General features: G+C 28.2%; 15 protein-coding genes. 7 read left to right on the plus strand and 8 right to left on the minus strand.

Annotated features, from left to right (window positions below):
* The first annotated feature begins 17 nt into the window (after positions 1-17).
* Positions 18-761 carry a 23S rRNA (guanosine(2251)-2'-O)-methyltransferase RlmB gene (gene rlmB / locus Q1A46_RS02930; RefSeq protein ID WP_299673799.1) on the plus strand — a complete coding sequence of 248 codons (744 nt, stop codon included), beginning with the start codon at positions 18-20 and terminating at the stop codon, positions 759-761.
* Positions 762-787: 26 nt separating this feature from the next.
* On the opposite strand, the gene Q1A46_RS02935 is transcribed toward rlmB, so the two are convergent.
* Entirely contained in the window at positions 788-1,507 is a 720-nt protein-coding gene (locus Q1A46_RS02935) for a rhomboid family intramembrane serine protease (RefSeq protein ID WP_299673801.1), read from the minus strand.
* Positions 1,508-1,584: 77 nt separating this feature from the next.
* Between Q1A46_RS02935 and Q1A46_RS02940 the strand changes: the two genes are divergently transcribed.
* Complete coding sequence (locus Q1A46_RS02940; protein WP_299673803.1) at positions 1,585-2,856, plus strand: replication-associated recombination protein A; 1,272 nt, start codon at positions 1,585-1,587, stop codon at positions 2,854-2,856.
* On the opposite strand, the gene Q1A46_RS02945 is transcribed toward Q1A46_RS02940, so the two are convergent.
* The 4 genes from Q1A46_RS02945 to Q1A46_RS02960 all read right to left on the minus strand — a co-directional run bounded on the left by Q1A46_RS02945 (position 2,853) and on the right by Q1A46_RS02960 (position 6,328).
* Complete coding sequence (locus Q1A46_RS02945) at positions 2,853-3,620, minus strand: hypothetical protein (RefSeq protein ID WP_299673805.1); 768 nt, start codon at positions 3,618-3,620, stop codon at positions 2,853-2,855. The two genes, Q1A46_RS02940 and Q1A46_RS02945, sit on opposite strands and share 4 nt — an antisense overlap.
* A 65-nt stretch (positions 3,621-3,685) precedes the next feature.
* Entirely contained in the window at positions 3,686-5,059 is a 1,374-nt protein-coding gene (locus tag Q1A46_RS02950; RefSeq protein ID WP_299673807.1) for a DUF5723 family protein, read from the minus strand.
* A 3-nt stretch (positions 5,060-5,062) separates the two neighbouring features.
* A complete protein-coding gene (locus Q1A46_RS02955; protein WP_299673809.1) occupies positions 5,063-5,611 on the minus strand; it encodes a hypothetical protein in 549 nt (182 codons plus the stop codon).
* A 33-nt stretch (positions 5,612-5,644) separates the two neighbouring features.
* Positions 5,645-6,328 (minus strand): YjjG family noncanonical pyrimidine nucleotidase, encoded by a 684-nt coding sequence (locus tag Q1A46_RS02960; protein ID WP_299673811.1) that lies wholly within the window; start codon positions 6,326-6,328, stop codon positions 5,645-5,647.
* A 206-nt stretch (positions 6,329-6,534) separates the two neighbouring features.
* Here Q1A46_RS02960 and Q1A46_RS02965 point away from each other — a divergent pair, with 206 nt between their 5' ends.
* The 5 genes from Q1A46_RS02965 to Q1A46_RS02985 all read left to right on the plus strand — a co-directional run bounded on the left by Q1A46_RS02965 (position 6,535) and on the right by Q1A46_RS02985 (position 11,656).
* Positions 6,535-7,509 (plus strand): AraC family transcriptional regulator, encoded by a 975-nt coding sequence (locus Q1A46_RS02965; RefSeq protein WP_299673813.1) that lies wholly within the window; start codon positions 6,535-6,537, stop codon positions 7,507-7,509.
* A 115-nt stretch (positions 7,510-7,624) separates the two neighbouring features.
* On the plus strand, positions 7,625-8,269 hold the full coding sequence (locus Q1A46_RS02970) for an LA_2272 family surface repeat-containing protein (protein ID WP_299673815.1): 645 nt from the start codon (positions 7,625-7,627) through the stop codon (positions 8,267-8,269).
* Positions 8,270-8,311: 42 nt separating this feature from the next.
* On the plus strand, positions 8,312-9,193 hold the full coding sequence (locus Q1A46_RS02975) for a hypothetical protein (RefSeq protein WP_299673817.1): 882 nt from the start codon (positions 8,312-8,314) through the stop codon (positions 9,191-9,193).
* A gap of 79 nt (positions 9,194-9,272) precedes the next feature.
* Positions 9,273-10,391 carry a glycosyltransferase gene (locus tag Q1A46_RS02980; protein ID WP_299673819.1) on the plus strand — a complete coding sequence of 373 codons (1,119 nt, stop codon included), beginning with the start codon at positions 9,273-9,275 and terminating at the stop codon, positions 10,389-10,391.
* Entirely contained in the window at positions 10,388-11,656 is a 1,269-nt protein-coding gene (locus Q1A46_RS02985) for a hypothetical protein (RefSeq protein WP_299673821.1), read from the plus strand. Before Q1A46_RS02980 ends, Q1A46_RS02985 begins: the two co-directional genes overlap by 4 nt.
* On the opposite strand, the gene Q1A46_RS02990 is transcribed toward Q1A46_RS02985, so the two are convergent.
* The 3 genes from Q1A46_RS02990 to radC form a co-directional block, all read right to left on the minus strand.
* Positions 11,646-12,551, minus strand: a complete 906-nt coding sequence (locus tag Q1A46_RS02990; protein ID WP_299673823.1) for a hypothetical protein — start codon at positions 12,549-12,551, stop codon at positions 11,646-11,648. The genes Q1A46_RS02985 and Q1A46_RS02990 overlap by 11 nt on opposite strands.
* Positions 12,548-13,855, minus strand: coding sequence for a polysaccharide deacetylase family protein (locus Q1A46_RS02995; RefSeq protein WP_299673825.1), 1,308 nt, complete (start codon positions 13,853-13,855; stop codon positions 12,548-12,550). The genes Q1A46_RS02990 and Q1A46_RS02995 overlap by 4 nt, the downstream gene beginning before the upstream one ends.
* A gap of 67 nt (positions 13,856-13,922) precedes the next feature.
* Positions 13,923-14,609 (minus strand): DNA repair protein RadC, encoded by a 687-nt coding sequence (gene radC, locus Q1A46_RS03000; protein WP_299673827.1) that lies wholly within the window; start codon positions 14,607-14,609, stop codon positions 13,923-13,925.
* Between the last annotated feature and the right edge of the window lie 40 nt (positions 14,610-14,649).

The raw sequence follows: 14,649 nt of genomic DNA on the forward strand, positions 1-14,649 counted from the left end.
TTATATACCTTTGCACTATGGAACAGACTACAACAATTTTTGGAATTAGAGCAATTATAGAAGCTATTGAGAGTGATTCTACTATAGATAAAGTATACCTACAGAAAGGTTTAAGAGGAGATCTTTACTTTGAATTAGAGAAGCTAATTAAAAAAAATAAAATATCTACCAGTGTAGTACCTGTTGAAAAACTTAACAGATTATCTAAACATAATAATCATCAAGGAGCTGTAGCAAAAATATCTCCTATCACTTTTTATGAATTAGATACTTTAATTGAAGAAACTTTAAACTCTGATAAAACACCTTTATTTATTCTTTTAGATCAGTTATCTGATGTAAGAAATTTTGGTGCAATTATTAGAACTGCTGAATGTACAGGTGTAGACGGAATAATTATTCAGAAAAGCGGTAGTGCTCCAGTAAATGCAGAAACAATAAAAACCTCTGCCGGTGCTGCGTTTAAAGTTCCAATTTGTAAAGTAGATCATATAAAAGATGCTATTTTTCAATTTCAAGCAGCAGATATTAAATTAGTAGCTGCTACTGAAAAAACAGAAGATTCAATTTATGATGTTGACTTAAATCAACCTACTGCAATCATAATGGGATCTGAACATAAAGGAGTTAGTAATTCAGTTTTGAAAATGGCTGATTACAAAGCAAAATTACCTTTATTAGGAGAAATAGGATCATTAAATGTATCTGTAGCTTGTGGAGCTTTCTTATATGAAACTATAAGACAAAGAATAAAATCATAAAAAAAGGAGCTTTAAAGCTCCTTTTTTTATTCTTCCTCCTCTTTAACATTAGGTAAATAAATATATCTGTAGTTTATTTCTTCAAAGTTTTGTTCTTCTTCTAAAACAGGAGGTACATAATTCCCTTCTTCATCAAACATTTCATCAAACTCCGTTTTAGAAAACACAAATTTCTCTTTAACTATACCCACTTTTCTATAGTAAATAGCAAAAATTAGCCCAACTAAAAAACCTGACAAATGCCCTTCCCAAGAAATTCCTTTTTCTATAGGAAATAAATACCAAATCATACTTCCATAAAGAAAAATTACAATTAAAGACATAGCAACCAAACGAAAATGTTTTCTAATAATCCCACTAAAAAAAATAAAACTGAATAATAAATAAACAAGACCACTTGCTCCAAAATGATAAGCTTCTCTACCTATAATCCATGTAAGCAAACCTGTTAGTAAACCACCAATAATTAGCAACTTGTCTCCTACCTCTTTATAAAAATAAAACAACGCCATTAAAAGCACTGTTAGAGGTACTGAATTATTAAATAAATGTTTTGTATCGCTATGTATAAAATGAGACAGAAAAACACCTTTAAAACCTTTGAGAGTTCTTGGTAAAACTCCAAGTTTATTAAAATTAAAACCAAATTTAATTTCTACCCAATAAACGAACCATATAGCGAAAACAAATAATAAAGGAATCACTATTATATTATTCTTAAACTGAAATTGTTCCTCTTGTTCCATATTTTATAAAGTTATCAAAAAGAAAACCATTTTATATTTCTTGTTAATCTGTCATAAATGTTTCCTATTTTTACTTTATGAGTGCACCTTTGGCAGAAAGAATTAGACCCAAATCTTTAGACGATTATATTAGTCAACAACACTTAGTTGGTAAAAATGGTATTTTAACCAATCATATTAAACATGGAATTATTCCTTCATTAATTTTTTGGGGACCTCCTGGAATAGGAAAAACAACCTTAGCTAATATTATTGCCAAAGAGTCAGATAGGCCATTTTATACACTAAGTGCAATAAGCTCTGGTGTAAAAGATGTTAGAGAAGTAATTGAGAAAGCCAAAAAAAGTGGAGGATTATTCACTCAAAAAAATCCAATTTTATTTATTGATGAAATTCACCGATTTAGCAAATCACAACAAGACTCTTTACTTGGTGCTGTAGAAAAAGGATGGGTAACATTAGTTGGTGCAACTACTGAAAATCCAAGTTTTGAAGTTATTCCTGCACTTTTGTCTCGTTGTCAAGTATACATTTTAAATTCTTTTGATAAAGATGATTTAATTGCACTTTTAAATAGAGCGATTGAAAAGGATGAGATTTTATCTTCTAAAAAAATAACATTAAAAGAAACAGATGCTTTGTTACAAATTTCTGGAGGTGATGCTAGAAAACTTTTAAATGTATTTGAACTAATAGTAGCTTCTGAAAATGAAATAGAAGTTACCAATAAACTTGTTTTAGAAAAAGTACAGAAAAATACTGTTCGATATGATAAGACAGGGGAACAACATTACGATATTATTTCTGCCTTTATTAAATCAATTAGAGGAAGTGATCCTAATGGAGCTGTGTATTGGTTAGCTAGAATGATTGAAGGCGGTGAGGACGTTAAATTTATTGCCAGAAGATTATTAATTTCTGCCTCAGAAGATATTGGTAACGCTAATCCTACTGCTTTAATTTTAGCTAATAATACTTTTCAGGCTGTATCTGTAATTGGATATCCAGAGTCTAGAATAATATTGAGTCAATGCGCTGTTTATTTAGCTAACTCTCCAAAAAGTAATGCTTCTTACATGGCCATTGGTAAAGCTCAAGATTTAGTCAGAAAAACTGGCGATTTATCTATTCCTTTACACTTGAGAAATGCTCCAACTAAATTGATGAAAGATTTAGATTACGGTAAAGATTATTTGTACTCACATAATTATGAGAACAACTTTGTAAATCAAGAATATCTTCCCGAAGAAATTTCTAACACAAAACTTTACGAACCTGGAAATAATGCTAGAGAAAATAGTTTCCGAGAAACATTAAAGAAACGCTGGAAAGAGAAATACAATTACTAAAACTTTACACTATAAAGTTTAGTAACTAATTTATCATTTTCATAAAATTCAGCAGACCAAACATTACCTTGTTTCTTTGTAAATGTTCCATTTTTATCCTTGATAATAAATATATTTGGATTTTTTGTTTTTAATAGTTTAAAAACAACTTCTGGAACATCATTAATCAATTGAAATCCGTAACCTTTAGGTTGCGCATAAAGAATTCCTGAGACTGCTTCATTAACTTTTTCTTCAACTTTAACTTCAGCCTGTTTAACTGTATTCTCTACCTTATTTACAGCTACTTTTGTAGAAGTAATACTATTATTAGCGGCAATAGGTTTTTCATTTGCTACAGGAATATAATATTTATAATTTAACTGTTGAATTGATTTAAAAGCATCTCTAATCGCTTTGTGATAAGCTCTCTTATACTCTTTCAATTTATTTTTTCCAACTTCTGTAGTGAATATCGTTTTATTAAAACAATCTTTCAATTCAATTTGAACTTTGGTTCTAAAAATACCTGAATCATTAATCAAATTAGCTGTTAATGCTTTACATCTGTCTGTCGCTAAATCTGCAGGTAAAGATTCATCATCTAAAAAAACTACAAAGTTATTTTTCTCAAATAAAAATTTAATTAATGAACTTGTTTGATACTGATCTGCTTTTTTAAAACCGTCAAATTGTTTAGGTACTAAAACATACTTGTAATTGTTTACGCTATTCTGTGCAAAAACACTTGTGGTTAAAAGTAAAAGAAATAGTAGTTTTTTCATTATTAAAATTTTATATCAAAAACGACAATATAGTAAAAAGCTTTTAAAGCAGTTCTTGATCTTTTTTATTTAGAAACAAAATTAATTCCAAACTGAAAAGATGCACTATTAGCTGCGGCTACATCTGTAAGTTGAAATACATTATCAACAGCTGTATAAATATTAAGTTTCCATACATTAGCTGAAATCCCTAACCCAATATTTGAATTTGAAAAATCATCTACTGTATATGTTATTTTTGTGTTGAACCTTTTAGAAAATTTTCTTTCATAAAATCCTGTTAATGCAAATCTAGGACCTATTGGAGTTAACACAGAAAAAAGTTGACCTCCGACTGTATTGTTATAATAATCGTTAAAAGACATATCTGAACAACTTTCTTCTCTTCTAGATTTACCGAAACTATACTTTCCTGCTAAATTTAATTTTAAAGGTCTCATCACAGAATAAGACTCTGTGTTTTCACTTCTAGGAATTCTATCATTAATTTCATCATTAAGCTCTTGCCAATAATCTGGATTAGTATTATCGAACCTAAAATCTATTCCACTAAATATATAATTTCCAGCTACAGTTCCATTTCTAACTTTATTGGAGTAACTTATAAAACCTACATCTAGTAAACTAGCCGATAATTCAGTTTGATCATCTACCACATAAGTAAAACCTAAATCGAAACCTAAACCTAGGTTACTTCCTAAGAAAATATTTCCTGTAATATCACTTGATTGTAAATCAAACTCTTCATTTTCATTATATAAACCAGATGTATATCCATTTACATTCACGTTATTTAATGAATGTTCGTATAATGTAGTTCTTCCTAATCGCGTAGTAAAACTTCCTCTATTTCCAGTAGAAGTAACATTTAAGGCTCCAGAATAAATCTTCAATCTAGCTCCAGCAATAAATTTGTCGTTAAATTTTCTAGTAATTCCAGCATGAATCACTCCTAAAACGTCTGCTTTCATAGCTAAATCTGAAAACAAGAAACTTCTATTTACAAATGGTGCATTACCGTCTTTAATTAATTCAATAAATTCTTTAGGAATTTTTAAAAAAGCATCTACCTCCGTGTAATATCCTACACTGATATAATCTTTTTTATTTAATTGATAACCTGCATTAATTACTTCTATCTGAGAATTAATGTAAGCATAATCGTTACTTCCTAAATTACTAACTACATTATTAAATTTGGTCGTAAAATCGATATTATCATCTCTAAATAAATCAGCAACCGTAAAACCTGATGTATTTACACTCATTGAGATTCCAGATAATACAGGAACTCCTACGTGATATTTGTAATCTGTTTCTGCTCCTGGATTTAAAAGTAATCCTTGAGGTATTTTATCGAAACCGTACAAAACTTGTTTGTTTTGACTAAAAACGAAGCTTGTACAAGCTAATAAGAAAAATAAAAGAATTTTATTCATAGTTTAATTTACTCTAAAGTATGAAGTTACAGCTGATCTAAAATCTAAAGAAGCCGGCACATTAACATCTATCATAGAACCATCTGTACTTGGTAAAAGTTCTACTCTCACTCGAACTCTCCTTGTATTTGTAAAAGTAGGATTATTTGCTAAAATGATTTCTTCTTCTTGTGTAAAATCTGATTGATTTGGAGCTACATTTAAAGTAATCGGATTATACGTTGAATTACCTGCATCATCTAAAAAGAAAAACTCAATTCTAAATCCTCTATTAAATTGATTATTGATAGCAAATTGTAAAACTAAACGTTCTAAATTATCGTTTGCTTGCTGATTATTAAAAACAGTAAAAAGAGAAGTTTGCTCTATAGGCGCACTAATTTCTGATCCAGCAATAACTAATTCATTTTGAGTAATTACAGTATTTACTAATGACGCTAAAATAGCAGGAGTTATTTCTAAATCTTCTGCTTGACTGAAGTTTACATCTTCAACACAAGAACTCATCATCAACAAAACACTACATAGTATAGCTTTAAAAAATAATCTCATTCTATTAATATTTATTTTTGAAACGTTTAACTTTTAAAGAAATTGTTTGATTTCTAACAAAGCAGAAACACTTTTAACATTTGAAGCGCTTTTTTCATTATTTGGATTGTAAAAAACAGCTGGTATTTTTTGGTTCATTGCTCCTATTACATCAGCTTCTAAGCTATCACCTATCATTACACATTTTTCTGGTTCTGTGTTTACCTCCTGTAATGCAAAATCAAATATTTTCGGATTTGGCTTTTTTACACCTACGCTTTCAGATGTAACAACTAAGTCGAAAAAATCCCTAATTCCAGATTTTGTTAATTTTTTATGTTGAACTTCTTTAAAACCATTCGTTATAATATGAAGCTGGTATTTTGGTTTTAAATATTCTAATATATCTAAAGTTCCTTCAATTAAAAAATTATAATCTGAAAGATATTCAATATAATCTTCTGAAATTTGATGAATTAACTCATCTGTAGTTTCATAATCTAAGACATTAAAAACATCTTTTAATCTTCTATATCTTAGTTCTTCTTTAGAGATTTGATCTTCTCTAAATAATCTCCAATATTTAAGATTTAACGGAATATAAACCTCTAAAAACTTATCAAAATCAAGTGTTATCTCTTGTTCTTTAAAAATTTGCTGAAATGTTAATGCTGAATTCTTATCAAAGTCCCATAATGTGTGGTCTAGATCAAAAAAGATATGTTTAATTCCTGTCATAAATCAAAAGTAAGGATATAATTTAGCTAAGATTTAATTTAATTGTTAAAAAAATATATCTTGGTACACCTAAAAACAAAGTCAAATTGCAATTATCGGAGTTTTTTAATTTATTCTTGATTATTAGTGCTATTCACGGGTTTGCTTTTAACTTTTTCTTATTCAAGAAGAAAGTTAAAAACCGAGGAATACTATTTATAAATTTCATGATTTTAGTTATTGCTTTAAACAACTTACAATCGTGGTTATTAATTAAAGATTTCTTTGTTTTAAAATACATTCAAATTCCTTGGCATTTTTTAATTGCTCCTCTTTTTTACACTTTTTTAATTCATTATTTGAATATTAAGGGAGACTTTTTTAATGTTCTAAAAGTTGTAATTCCTATTTTCTTTATCAGTATTATTTTACAAGTAGTGAATTTATCTTTTGTAAACGACATTAGTAATGATGGTAATTATTTATTATTCTACGAAAAATACACTGCTGTAGAAGAAGCTATAAGCTTATTAATTTCTCTTACTTTATTTTTTTTTTGTTATAATATTTTAAAAAATAAGTCTCACTTATTTAAAGAGATATTAAGCTTTGATAATTTAAAATGGCTGAATACTTTTATTTATTTAGCTGGCATTAGTTACATTTTATGGATTATTGCTTTGGCTGTAAAGTTTTATTTAAACTTTGATAATTTTATTGTTTTCTATTACCCTTTAAGAATAATGACCACTGTTCTTATTTACTGGTTAGGATATGAATTGGTTTTCGTATTAAAACAAGTAAATGAAAGAAAATCTATTCGAGAGAAAATTGTAGCAAAACCTAAAGATGATAAAGAAAATTTATCTAAGAAATTTTTAAAAATTACTACCTATATAAAAGATAATAGACGTTTTTTAGACAATCTTCTTAGTTTAGAAACCTTAGCTAACGAATTACAAATAAGTAGTAGTCAATTATCGAAAGTTATTAATGAAGAAACTTCGCAAAACTTCAATTATTTAATCAATACTTACAGAGTAGATTTTTCAAAAAAACTATTAATAGATCCTGAATATAATAATTACACAATCACTTCTATTGCTCTGGAATCTGGTTTTAATTCTAAGTCTACTTTTTACAACGCTTTTAAAAAACATACTGGTATTACTCCTTCAAATTTCAGAGATCAAAACACCTAAAATAGCGTATCCAAAAATCATCAAACTTGTCCTATTTCTAGCATAAACCTTAATATTGGACTAAGAAAACACAAGCTAAAAATACTTTTGAAGAAACTTTTTAAATCTTTTTATTATGAAGAATTCTTCAAAATTTTCAGTTCTGAAAAACTTATGTTTTATCATTTTTTTCATTTCATTTTTTAAAGCACATGTTTATGCACAAAACATCAACTTATTTTCTTTAGAAAATGATTCTGCTAACATAGGTTTTATTCCTTCGGATACTTATTTAATAAACGGAATAGGTATTAAATATTCTGAAACTATGTTTGATTCTGCTGATACAGATTGCGATGTAAATGGAATTAGATTAGGTGTAGATCCATTCACAATGTTCATGCCTTTTCTAATGACTATACATGCTTATGAAATAAGCGATGAAGATTATGATAGCACACCAAATGATATTACACAATTCAATATTGTTAATGGAATCGACTTGAGTTTATTTAATTCTGAAAGAACAAAAGTTAATGGCCTTGAAGTGAATTTTTCGGGTAATTTCGGTTCCTTTACTAACGGATTATCTATTGGATTAGTTAATAATCATTATAAAATAAACGGTCTTGGAATCGGAGTATTGAGAAACAAAAGTTCTAAATGTAGAGGAATTCAAATAGGAATAGTTAATGAATGTAGTGATTTAAAAGGCTTACAAATCGGATTATGGAATAAAAGTAAAAAGAGAAAAATGCCTTTTATCAATTGGAACTTTTAATAAAAAACACTCTTAAAAACTCATTATTCAATTCAACATAATATGAAACTAAGACTATATATAATCATTTACTTCATATTACATGGAGTTTACAGTCAGAACAGAATATCTTTTGACAGATTACAAGCTATTGAAAATAGAGACCTTGTGTTTTACAATATTGACGGTATTAGAATTACACGACAAGATTTTCCGTATTCGTTTAATCAGAAAGGCTTAAAAAAAGTGTACAAGAAATACAGAATTAGGAAAAAGGAAATTAGAAAAACAGATACTATTATTAAATACAATCATGTTTTAATTACTTCTGAACAAAAATTTAATGAAAAACTGATTCTTAAAAACTCAATCTATTTTGTAGAAAATAAAAAGAAACAAATTTCGGTCATATTTTTTAGCGCTCATTTAAGAGACACTAAACTAGAACAAGAATTCATACCTCTAGCCTTGGAAAATAAAATTCCGCAAGACAGATTTGCTAGACCTGAATTAGGGATTGCCGATTTTTCTGGAAGACAGATAAAGCTTGGAGGAAACTGTGGATGGAAAGATATTAATAGCATTCAATGTCCTGGTAGAGGACAAATGAATTGGTCTACTCATAAAGATTTAGAAAATGCTAAAAAAGCTATTGACTTTCAACTGACAACAACGAAATATAAAAAAGTAAAAATTATTTCGGAAGAGGAAGTGAATGTAGAATTTGAAGGTACGCCAACTAAGGCTATAAAAGTGAAATATAATTTCATTGGAGGAAGACCTTTCTTCTTTACCCCATCTAAAAACGAAACTTTAATTGTTTACTATGTAGCATGTAAAGTGAGGGGGAATTATATGAGTTGCGTACTTAGTCATTGGGAGAGTGATCCTATTGGTTCCAATGGTTTACCTTCTTTTTTAGAAGAAGTAATGAAAATTAAATAGTGGGAAAATTGCAAATTGAAAAACTCTTTTAAAGGCGTTGTGTAAACAACGCCTTTATTAGTATTTTAGAGCCCATATTTTGGAGTCTAAAAAACAACATATTCTTTTTCTTTGTGGCTGGTATCCGTCTCGGGTATTACCCAATAATGGTGATTTTATTGAGCGACATGCAGAAGCTGTTCAATTGTATCACAATGTTTCTGTAATACATATAATAACAGATCCTAATTGTAATAAGAATATAGAAATTGTTCGTGATAAAAATGTTCATATAGCATATATAAAACCTTCAAAAAATAAAATATCAAAGGCATTTCGTTTTTATAGAGCTTTTAAATTACTCCTACAAAAGATTGATCATTTTGATAGTGTGCATTTAAATGAATTATTTCCCTTTGGAATATTAGCTCTGTATTTGAAATGGTTTAAAAAGAAGAATTTTATAATTTCTGAACATTGGACAGGTTATCATAAACCTTTATCTGAAAAAATTTCTCATACGACATTAAAGCTTTCTAAGTTAATTGCTAAACAAGCTCAATATATTTGTCCGGTTTCTAAAGATCTCCAATCATCTATGGAAGAATTAGGATTGAAAGGGAATTACACTATCGTTCCAAATGTAGTAAATACCAATATTTTTCAACCTAATGTAAAATCTAACAATAAATACACTGTACTCCATATTTCTAATATGGTAGACCCTCATAAAAATGTTTCAGGAATTATTCGAGCTATTAAAAATTTCGAACAACAGAACATTCCATTTGAACTTATTTTAGTTGGAGAAAACTCTAAACAACATCAATTCATTTCAGATAAATTAAAAATTACCGATCAAATTAAATTCATAGATCATATATCACATGAAGAAGTTAAAAGACAAATGCAACAGGCTGATGTTTTTGTGCTTTTTAGCAATTACGAAAATCAACCTTGTGTTATCTTAGAAAGTTTTGCTTGTGGAACACCTGTAATTAGCACCAATGTTGGAGGTGTTTCTGAATTTTTCCCGAAAGATTATGGTATTTTAATTGATTCGAAAAATGAAGATCAACTTGTTAAAGCATTAGTTGACATTTATCATAACAAAGGAAAAATTAACAGTACTGTTTTGCACAACTACACAAAACAAAACTTTAGCTACGAAACAATTGGCAAACGCTTCTCTGAACTTTACAAAACCTGTATATCTTGAAAAGACTTATAAACTATATAAAAGATTTTTTTAACCGATCAGGAGGTTTTGTTTTAAGCGCAACAATAATTGCTAGAGGATTATCTTTTGTTACCTCTTGGATCGCTTTACAATTAATTTCTAAAAAAGCTTTAGGAGAAGTTCTTTATGCTTGGAATATTATAACATTTATACTTCCGTTAGTTGGTTTAGGATTACACCAAAGTTACATTCGATACGGAGCCTTATTAAAATCGAAAAAAGATAAAGAGCAATTGCTATTTTATGTTTTAAAAAGAGGTGTTTTAATATCCTTAATCATGAGTTTTTTTGTTGCTCTTTTTGGATTTAGCTTTCATTTTTCAATAGATAATTCAGGAAGATATTTAGCTATTTTCTCATTAATATTTGTTCCTTTTTTCTTGTTTGAAATCTTAAAAATAAAAACTCGATTATTCCACAAAAATAAAAAACACGCTTTTATAGATATTTCCTATTCTCTTATCATGGTAACTCTTGTTGCTATTTTAAGTTTTACATTTCAAGAAATTGGATATATCATAGCATTATTATTATCTCCCACAATTTGTGTTGCGTTTTATTTCAAAGAATTTAAAGGAGTTTTACAATTATTAACACGTCCTAAATTAAATATTATTGATATCAATTTTTGGAAATATGGTGTATTTGGCGGACTTTCAAATGTAGCCACTATATTACTCTTTGCTATCGATATTCTTTTAATAGGAAACATTTTGCAAGAACCTGAAAAAGTTACAGTTTACAGATACATCTCATTATTACCATTCAGTATTTTATTCTTACCAAGAGCATTTATTACAACTGATTTTGTAACGCTCACAGAAAAAATCAACGATACTAATTTTATAAAAAACTATTGTGTAAACTACTGTAAACTATTCTTAGCTATTAGCATAATTTATGTTTCTTTTTTTTATGCTTTTGATGATTTTTTCTTAAACATATTAGATGCATCTTTCATTGATTATAAAGAAAGTTTTTTTATCCTAAATCTAGGAGTCTGCGGAATCTTAATCTTAAGAGGTCTTTTTGGCAATCTACTTTCTTCTTTAGGACTAGTACACATTAATTTCTACATCACTTTAACAGCTTTAATTATTAACTATGTAAGTAACCAAAAACTAATTCCCGAATACGGAATTAAAGGCGCTGCAATAACTTCAGCTAGTTTACAATGGTTTACAGGAGTTGCTTCTTTAATATTCTTCTTATTATACTACAGAAGAAAGAATTCTATTTCTTAAACAAGCGTAATAAAAAAGGCAACTTATTGTAATGTAATTGGTAGTAATGCTCATCTTTTGCGCCAAAACTATGATAATATTTTGCGATATTTTTCATTGATGAACCACCAAAATCGAACAGATCAAAATTACGTTCATATTTAAATATTGCTCTATCATTCATAAAAGTATTTGCACCATTATTTCTATTCTTAAAATCTGAAGAACAAACCAACTCTGTTACTCTTCCTTTATGCTTTAAGAAAAAAGCACCTGAAATTAATTGATTGTTTTTGTCGTAAATCGTTAGTAATTCTCCTACTTTATTTTGAATACAAACATTCATTAATTTATAAAGTTTCAAATAATCTTGATCTTTAATTTTCTGAACTCTCTTTCCTACATTCGATTGGAAAAGCTCTATTAATACTTTTGGTGAATCATCCCATTTTTCAATTAAATCTGCTTGCTTAGCTTTCTTTAATTCTCTTTTCCTATTTCTATTATAGTCCTTAACAATTTTAGAATACTCTTTTGTAAAAGGAATTACTTGCAATTCTTTTTGAAGTCCATAATCTTGAAACATATTTAATGAGTTTTGCATATTCATACGAATACTCACATATTTAAATTCAGAAAATAACTCAATTAAAAATTCATTTTCATCTTCAATTTCTTTAGAAAAAATTCCTAATTGAATAGTCCAAAAAGGTTGATAAACATACTTAATAAATAATTTTCTTCGCCAAGGAATTGGCATTACAGCTTCATAATCATTTAATACTAAAACACTCCATTTTTCAGCAACCTGATCTAAATACCATGAAAACCCAAAAACATTTGACTGTATCGAATTCTCAATACACTCATTATACTTATCTACTTCTAGATTTTTTCTAGATATCAATTTGATCATGAATTAGCGATAATTTTTAACATCGATTCATAAACTCTTCCCCAGCCTTTCCAACGCATATAACCACTTAAACTTTCATTATGAAATAATGTAATAAAAGTTCCATTCACTTTTTTAACTTGCTTATTTAAATCATTTATTTTCCCCAGAGATTGCTTAGGTGTAAGCTTCATATAATCATTTAAGGTTGTATCCATTAATGCAAAAGGAAATACTCGTAATGGTGTTTGGATTTCAAAATCTAAATCATAAAAATAAAAAGGAGTACATGTACTTGCACGAAATCCGACATGACTTGCATATCCCATAGAATAATCTTCATGAATTTCTAAATCGATTAATTTTTGAAAAGTATCTGGTAAAGCAAATCGTAAATAATGTTGTCTCGACCTAAAAATTGGCATATTAGTAATTCCTTCTAAACGTTCTTTTTCAGTCTTTAACTTTTCAAAATTGTTCATGGTATAAAAAGAAGGATGCAATCCAACCCTCGCATAATCTACCATGTCTTTAATTAATAGACGAAATTTATTTTTTGATGCAGAAATATTAGTATCGTATGTAGAATAATCTCCTATTAGAAAAAAGAAAATTGTTCTAACATTGTATTTTTTCTTTAGTGAAATAATTTGCTCGAAAGTATTATAAGGATCTTTTCTTAAATTGAACCTAACAGCAATGCGATCGATAGCGTGTAAAAAATTCAGTTTATAAACATCTTTTATAACCCCCCCTATGGCACGAATTGAACTTTTGTATTTGTAAGCATAGGCATGATCAACATCGATAGTAGAAATAAATTGATATTGTCTTTCTTTATATTCATAATCAGGAAACCGTTCTTTTAACTTGGTTAAAAGTTTATAGGCCCAGATATCTATAACTGGCTTTTCTAAAAAACCATTCTGAAAAGCTAAACTTTGATTAGCAGGAAATCGATCGTATTTATCTTTAATATGTGGCAAATACTCTTCATATCTTGTAATGAGGAAAAAACTTGCCGAAAAAATATCGAATGGTATTGTTGATTTCTGCCCCTGAAAAAAGAAACATGGTACATCTTCCCATTTAGACATATCAATTTCAACATCACTAACACCTTGTTCAAATAAAAGATTGGTACTTTTTATAAAAAATTCATTACCCAAAGGTACTTTTGTGTATGAAATTTTTGGTCCAGCAAAAGCCACGAAATCTTCTACTTTTGAAGTAAAATCTATATCTATCTGTAAAATACGCGTAAAAATATGTTTAAATATATAGCGTACTCGTGGAGTAACTTTATGTGTATAAACTAGTATCAAGTTTCTATTTTCAATTATCGATAATCAGTAAACTTTACTCTTTAATAAGTTAATAATAATTTACTGATTACAGCATTCCTTCATCTGCAAAGCTAAAGTAATCTTTTTCAGTTATAATTAAATGATCGAGAACTTTTATATCTAATGCAACTCCAGCTTTTTTTATTTTCTCTGTAAGTTGGATATCTGAGGTACTCGGAGATAATTTTCCAGATGGATGATTATGAATTAAAATGATTCCTACAGCTGCTAGTTCTAACGCTTTTTTATAAATCAATCGAATATCTACTAAAGCACTTACCAATCCTCCTTTGCTAATTTGACATTTATCTAACACTGTATTCGAGTTATTTAAATATATAACCCAAAATTCTTCATGTGGTAAATCACCTACAATAGGTTGCATTAAATTAAAAACATGATTAGAGGATTTTATTTTAAACACATCTTTACCTTCTTCAAAATGACGCCGTTTACCTAATTCTAAGGCTGTAATGATACTTATAGCTTTTGCTTCTCCGATTCCATTAAACCTCATTAACTCTTGAATTGAGAGTTTAGCTAAATCATTTAGATTATTATTTACAGAAGATAAAATTCGTTTCGATAATTCAACAGCACTTTCTGTACGATTTCCAGAACCTATTAGAATCGCAATTAACTCGGCATTAGTTACAATAGTTTTTCCATGGTGCAACAATTTTTCTCTTGGTCTATCATCTATAGCCCAAGACTTTATACTTAACTTTTTCATTTTTTTTCTTTTCCGCAAATATAATTAAAACATAGTGTAG

Origin of the sequence: uncultured Tenacibaculum sp. (assembly GCF_947502995.1) — a bacterium.
Lineage (GTDB): Bacteria > Bacteroidota > Bacteroidia > Flavobacteriales > Flavobacteriaceae > Polaribacter.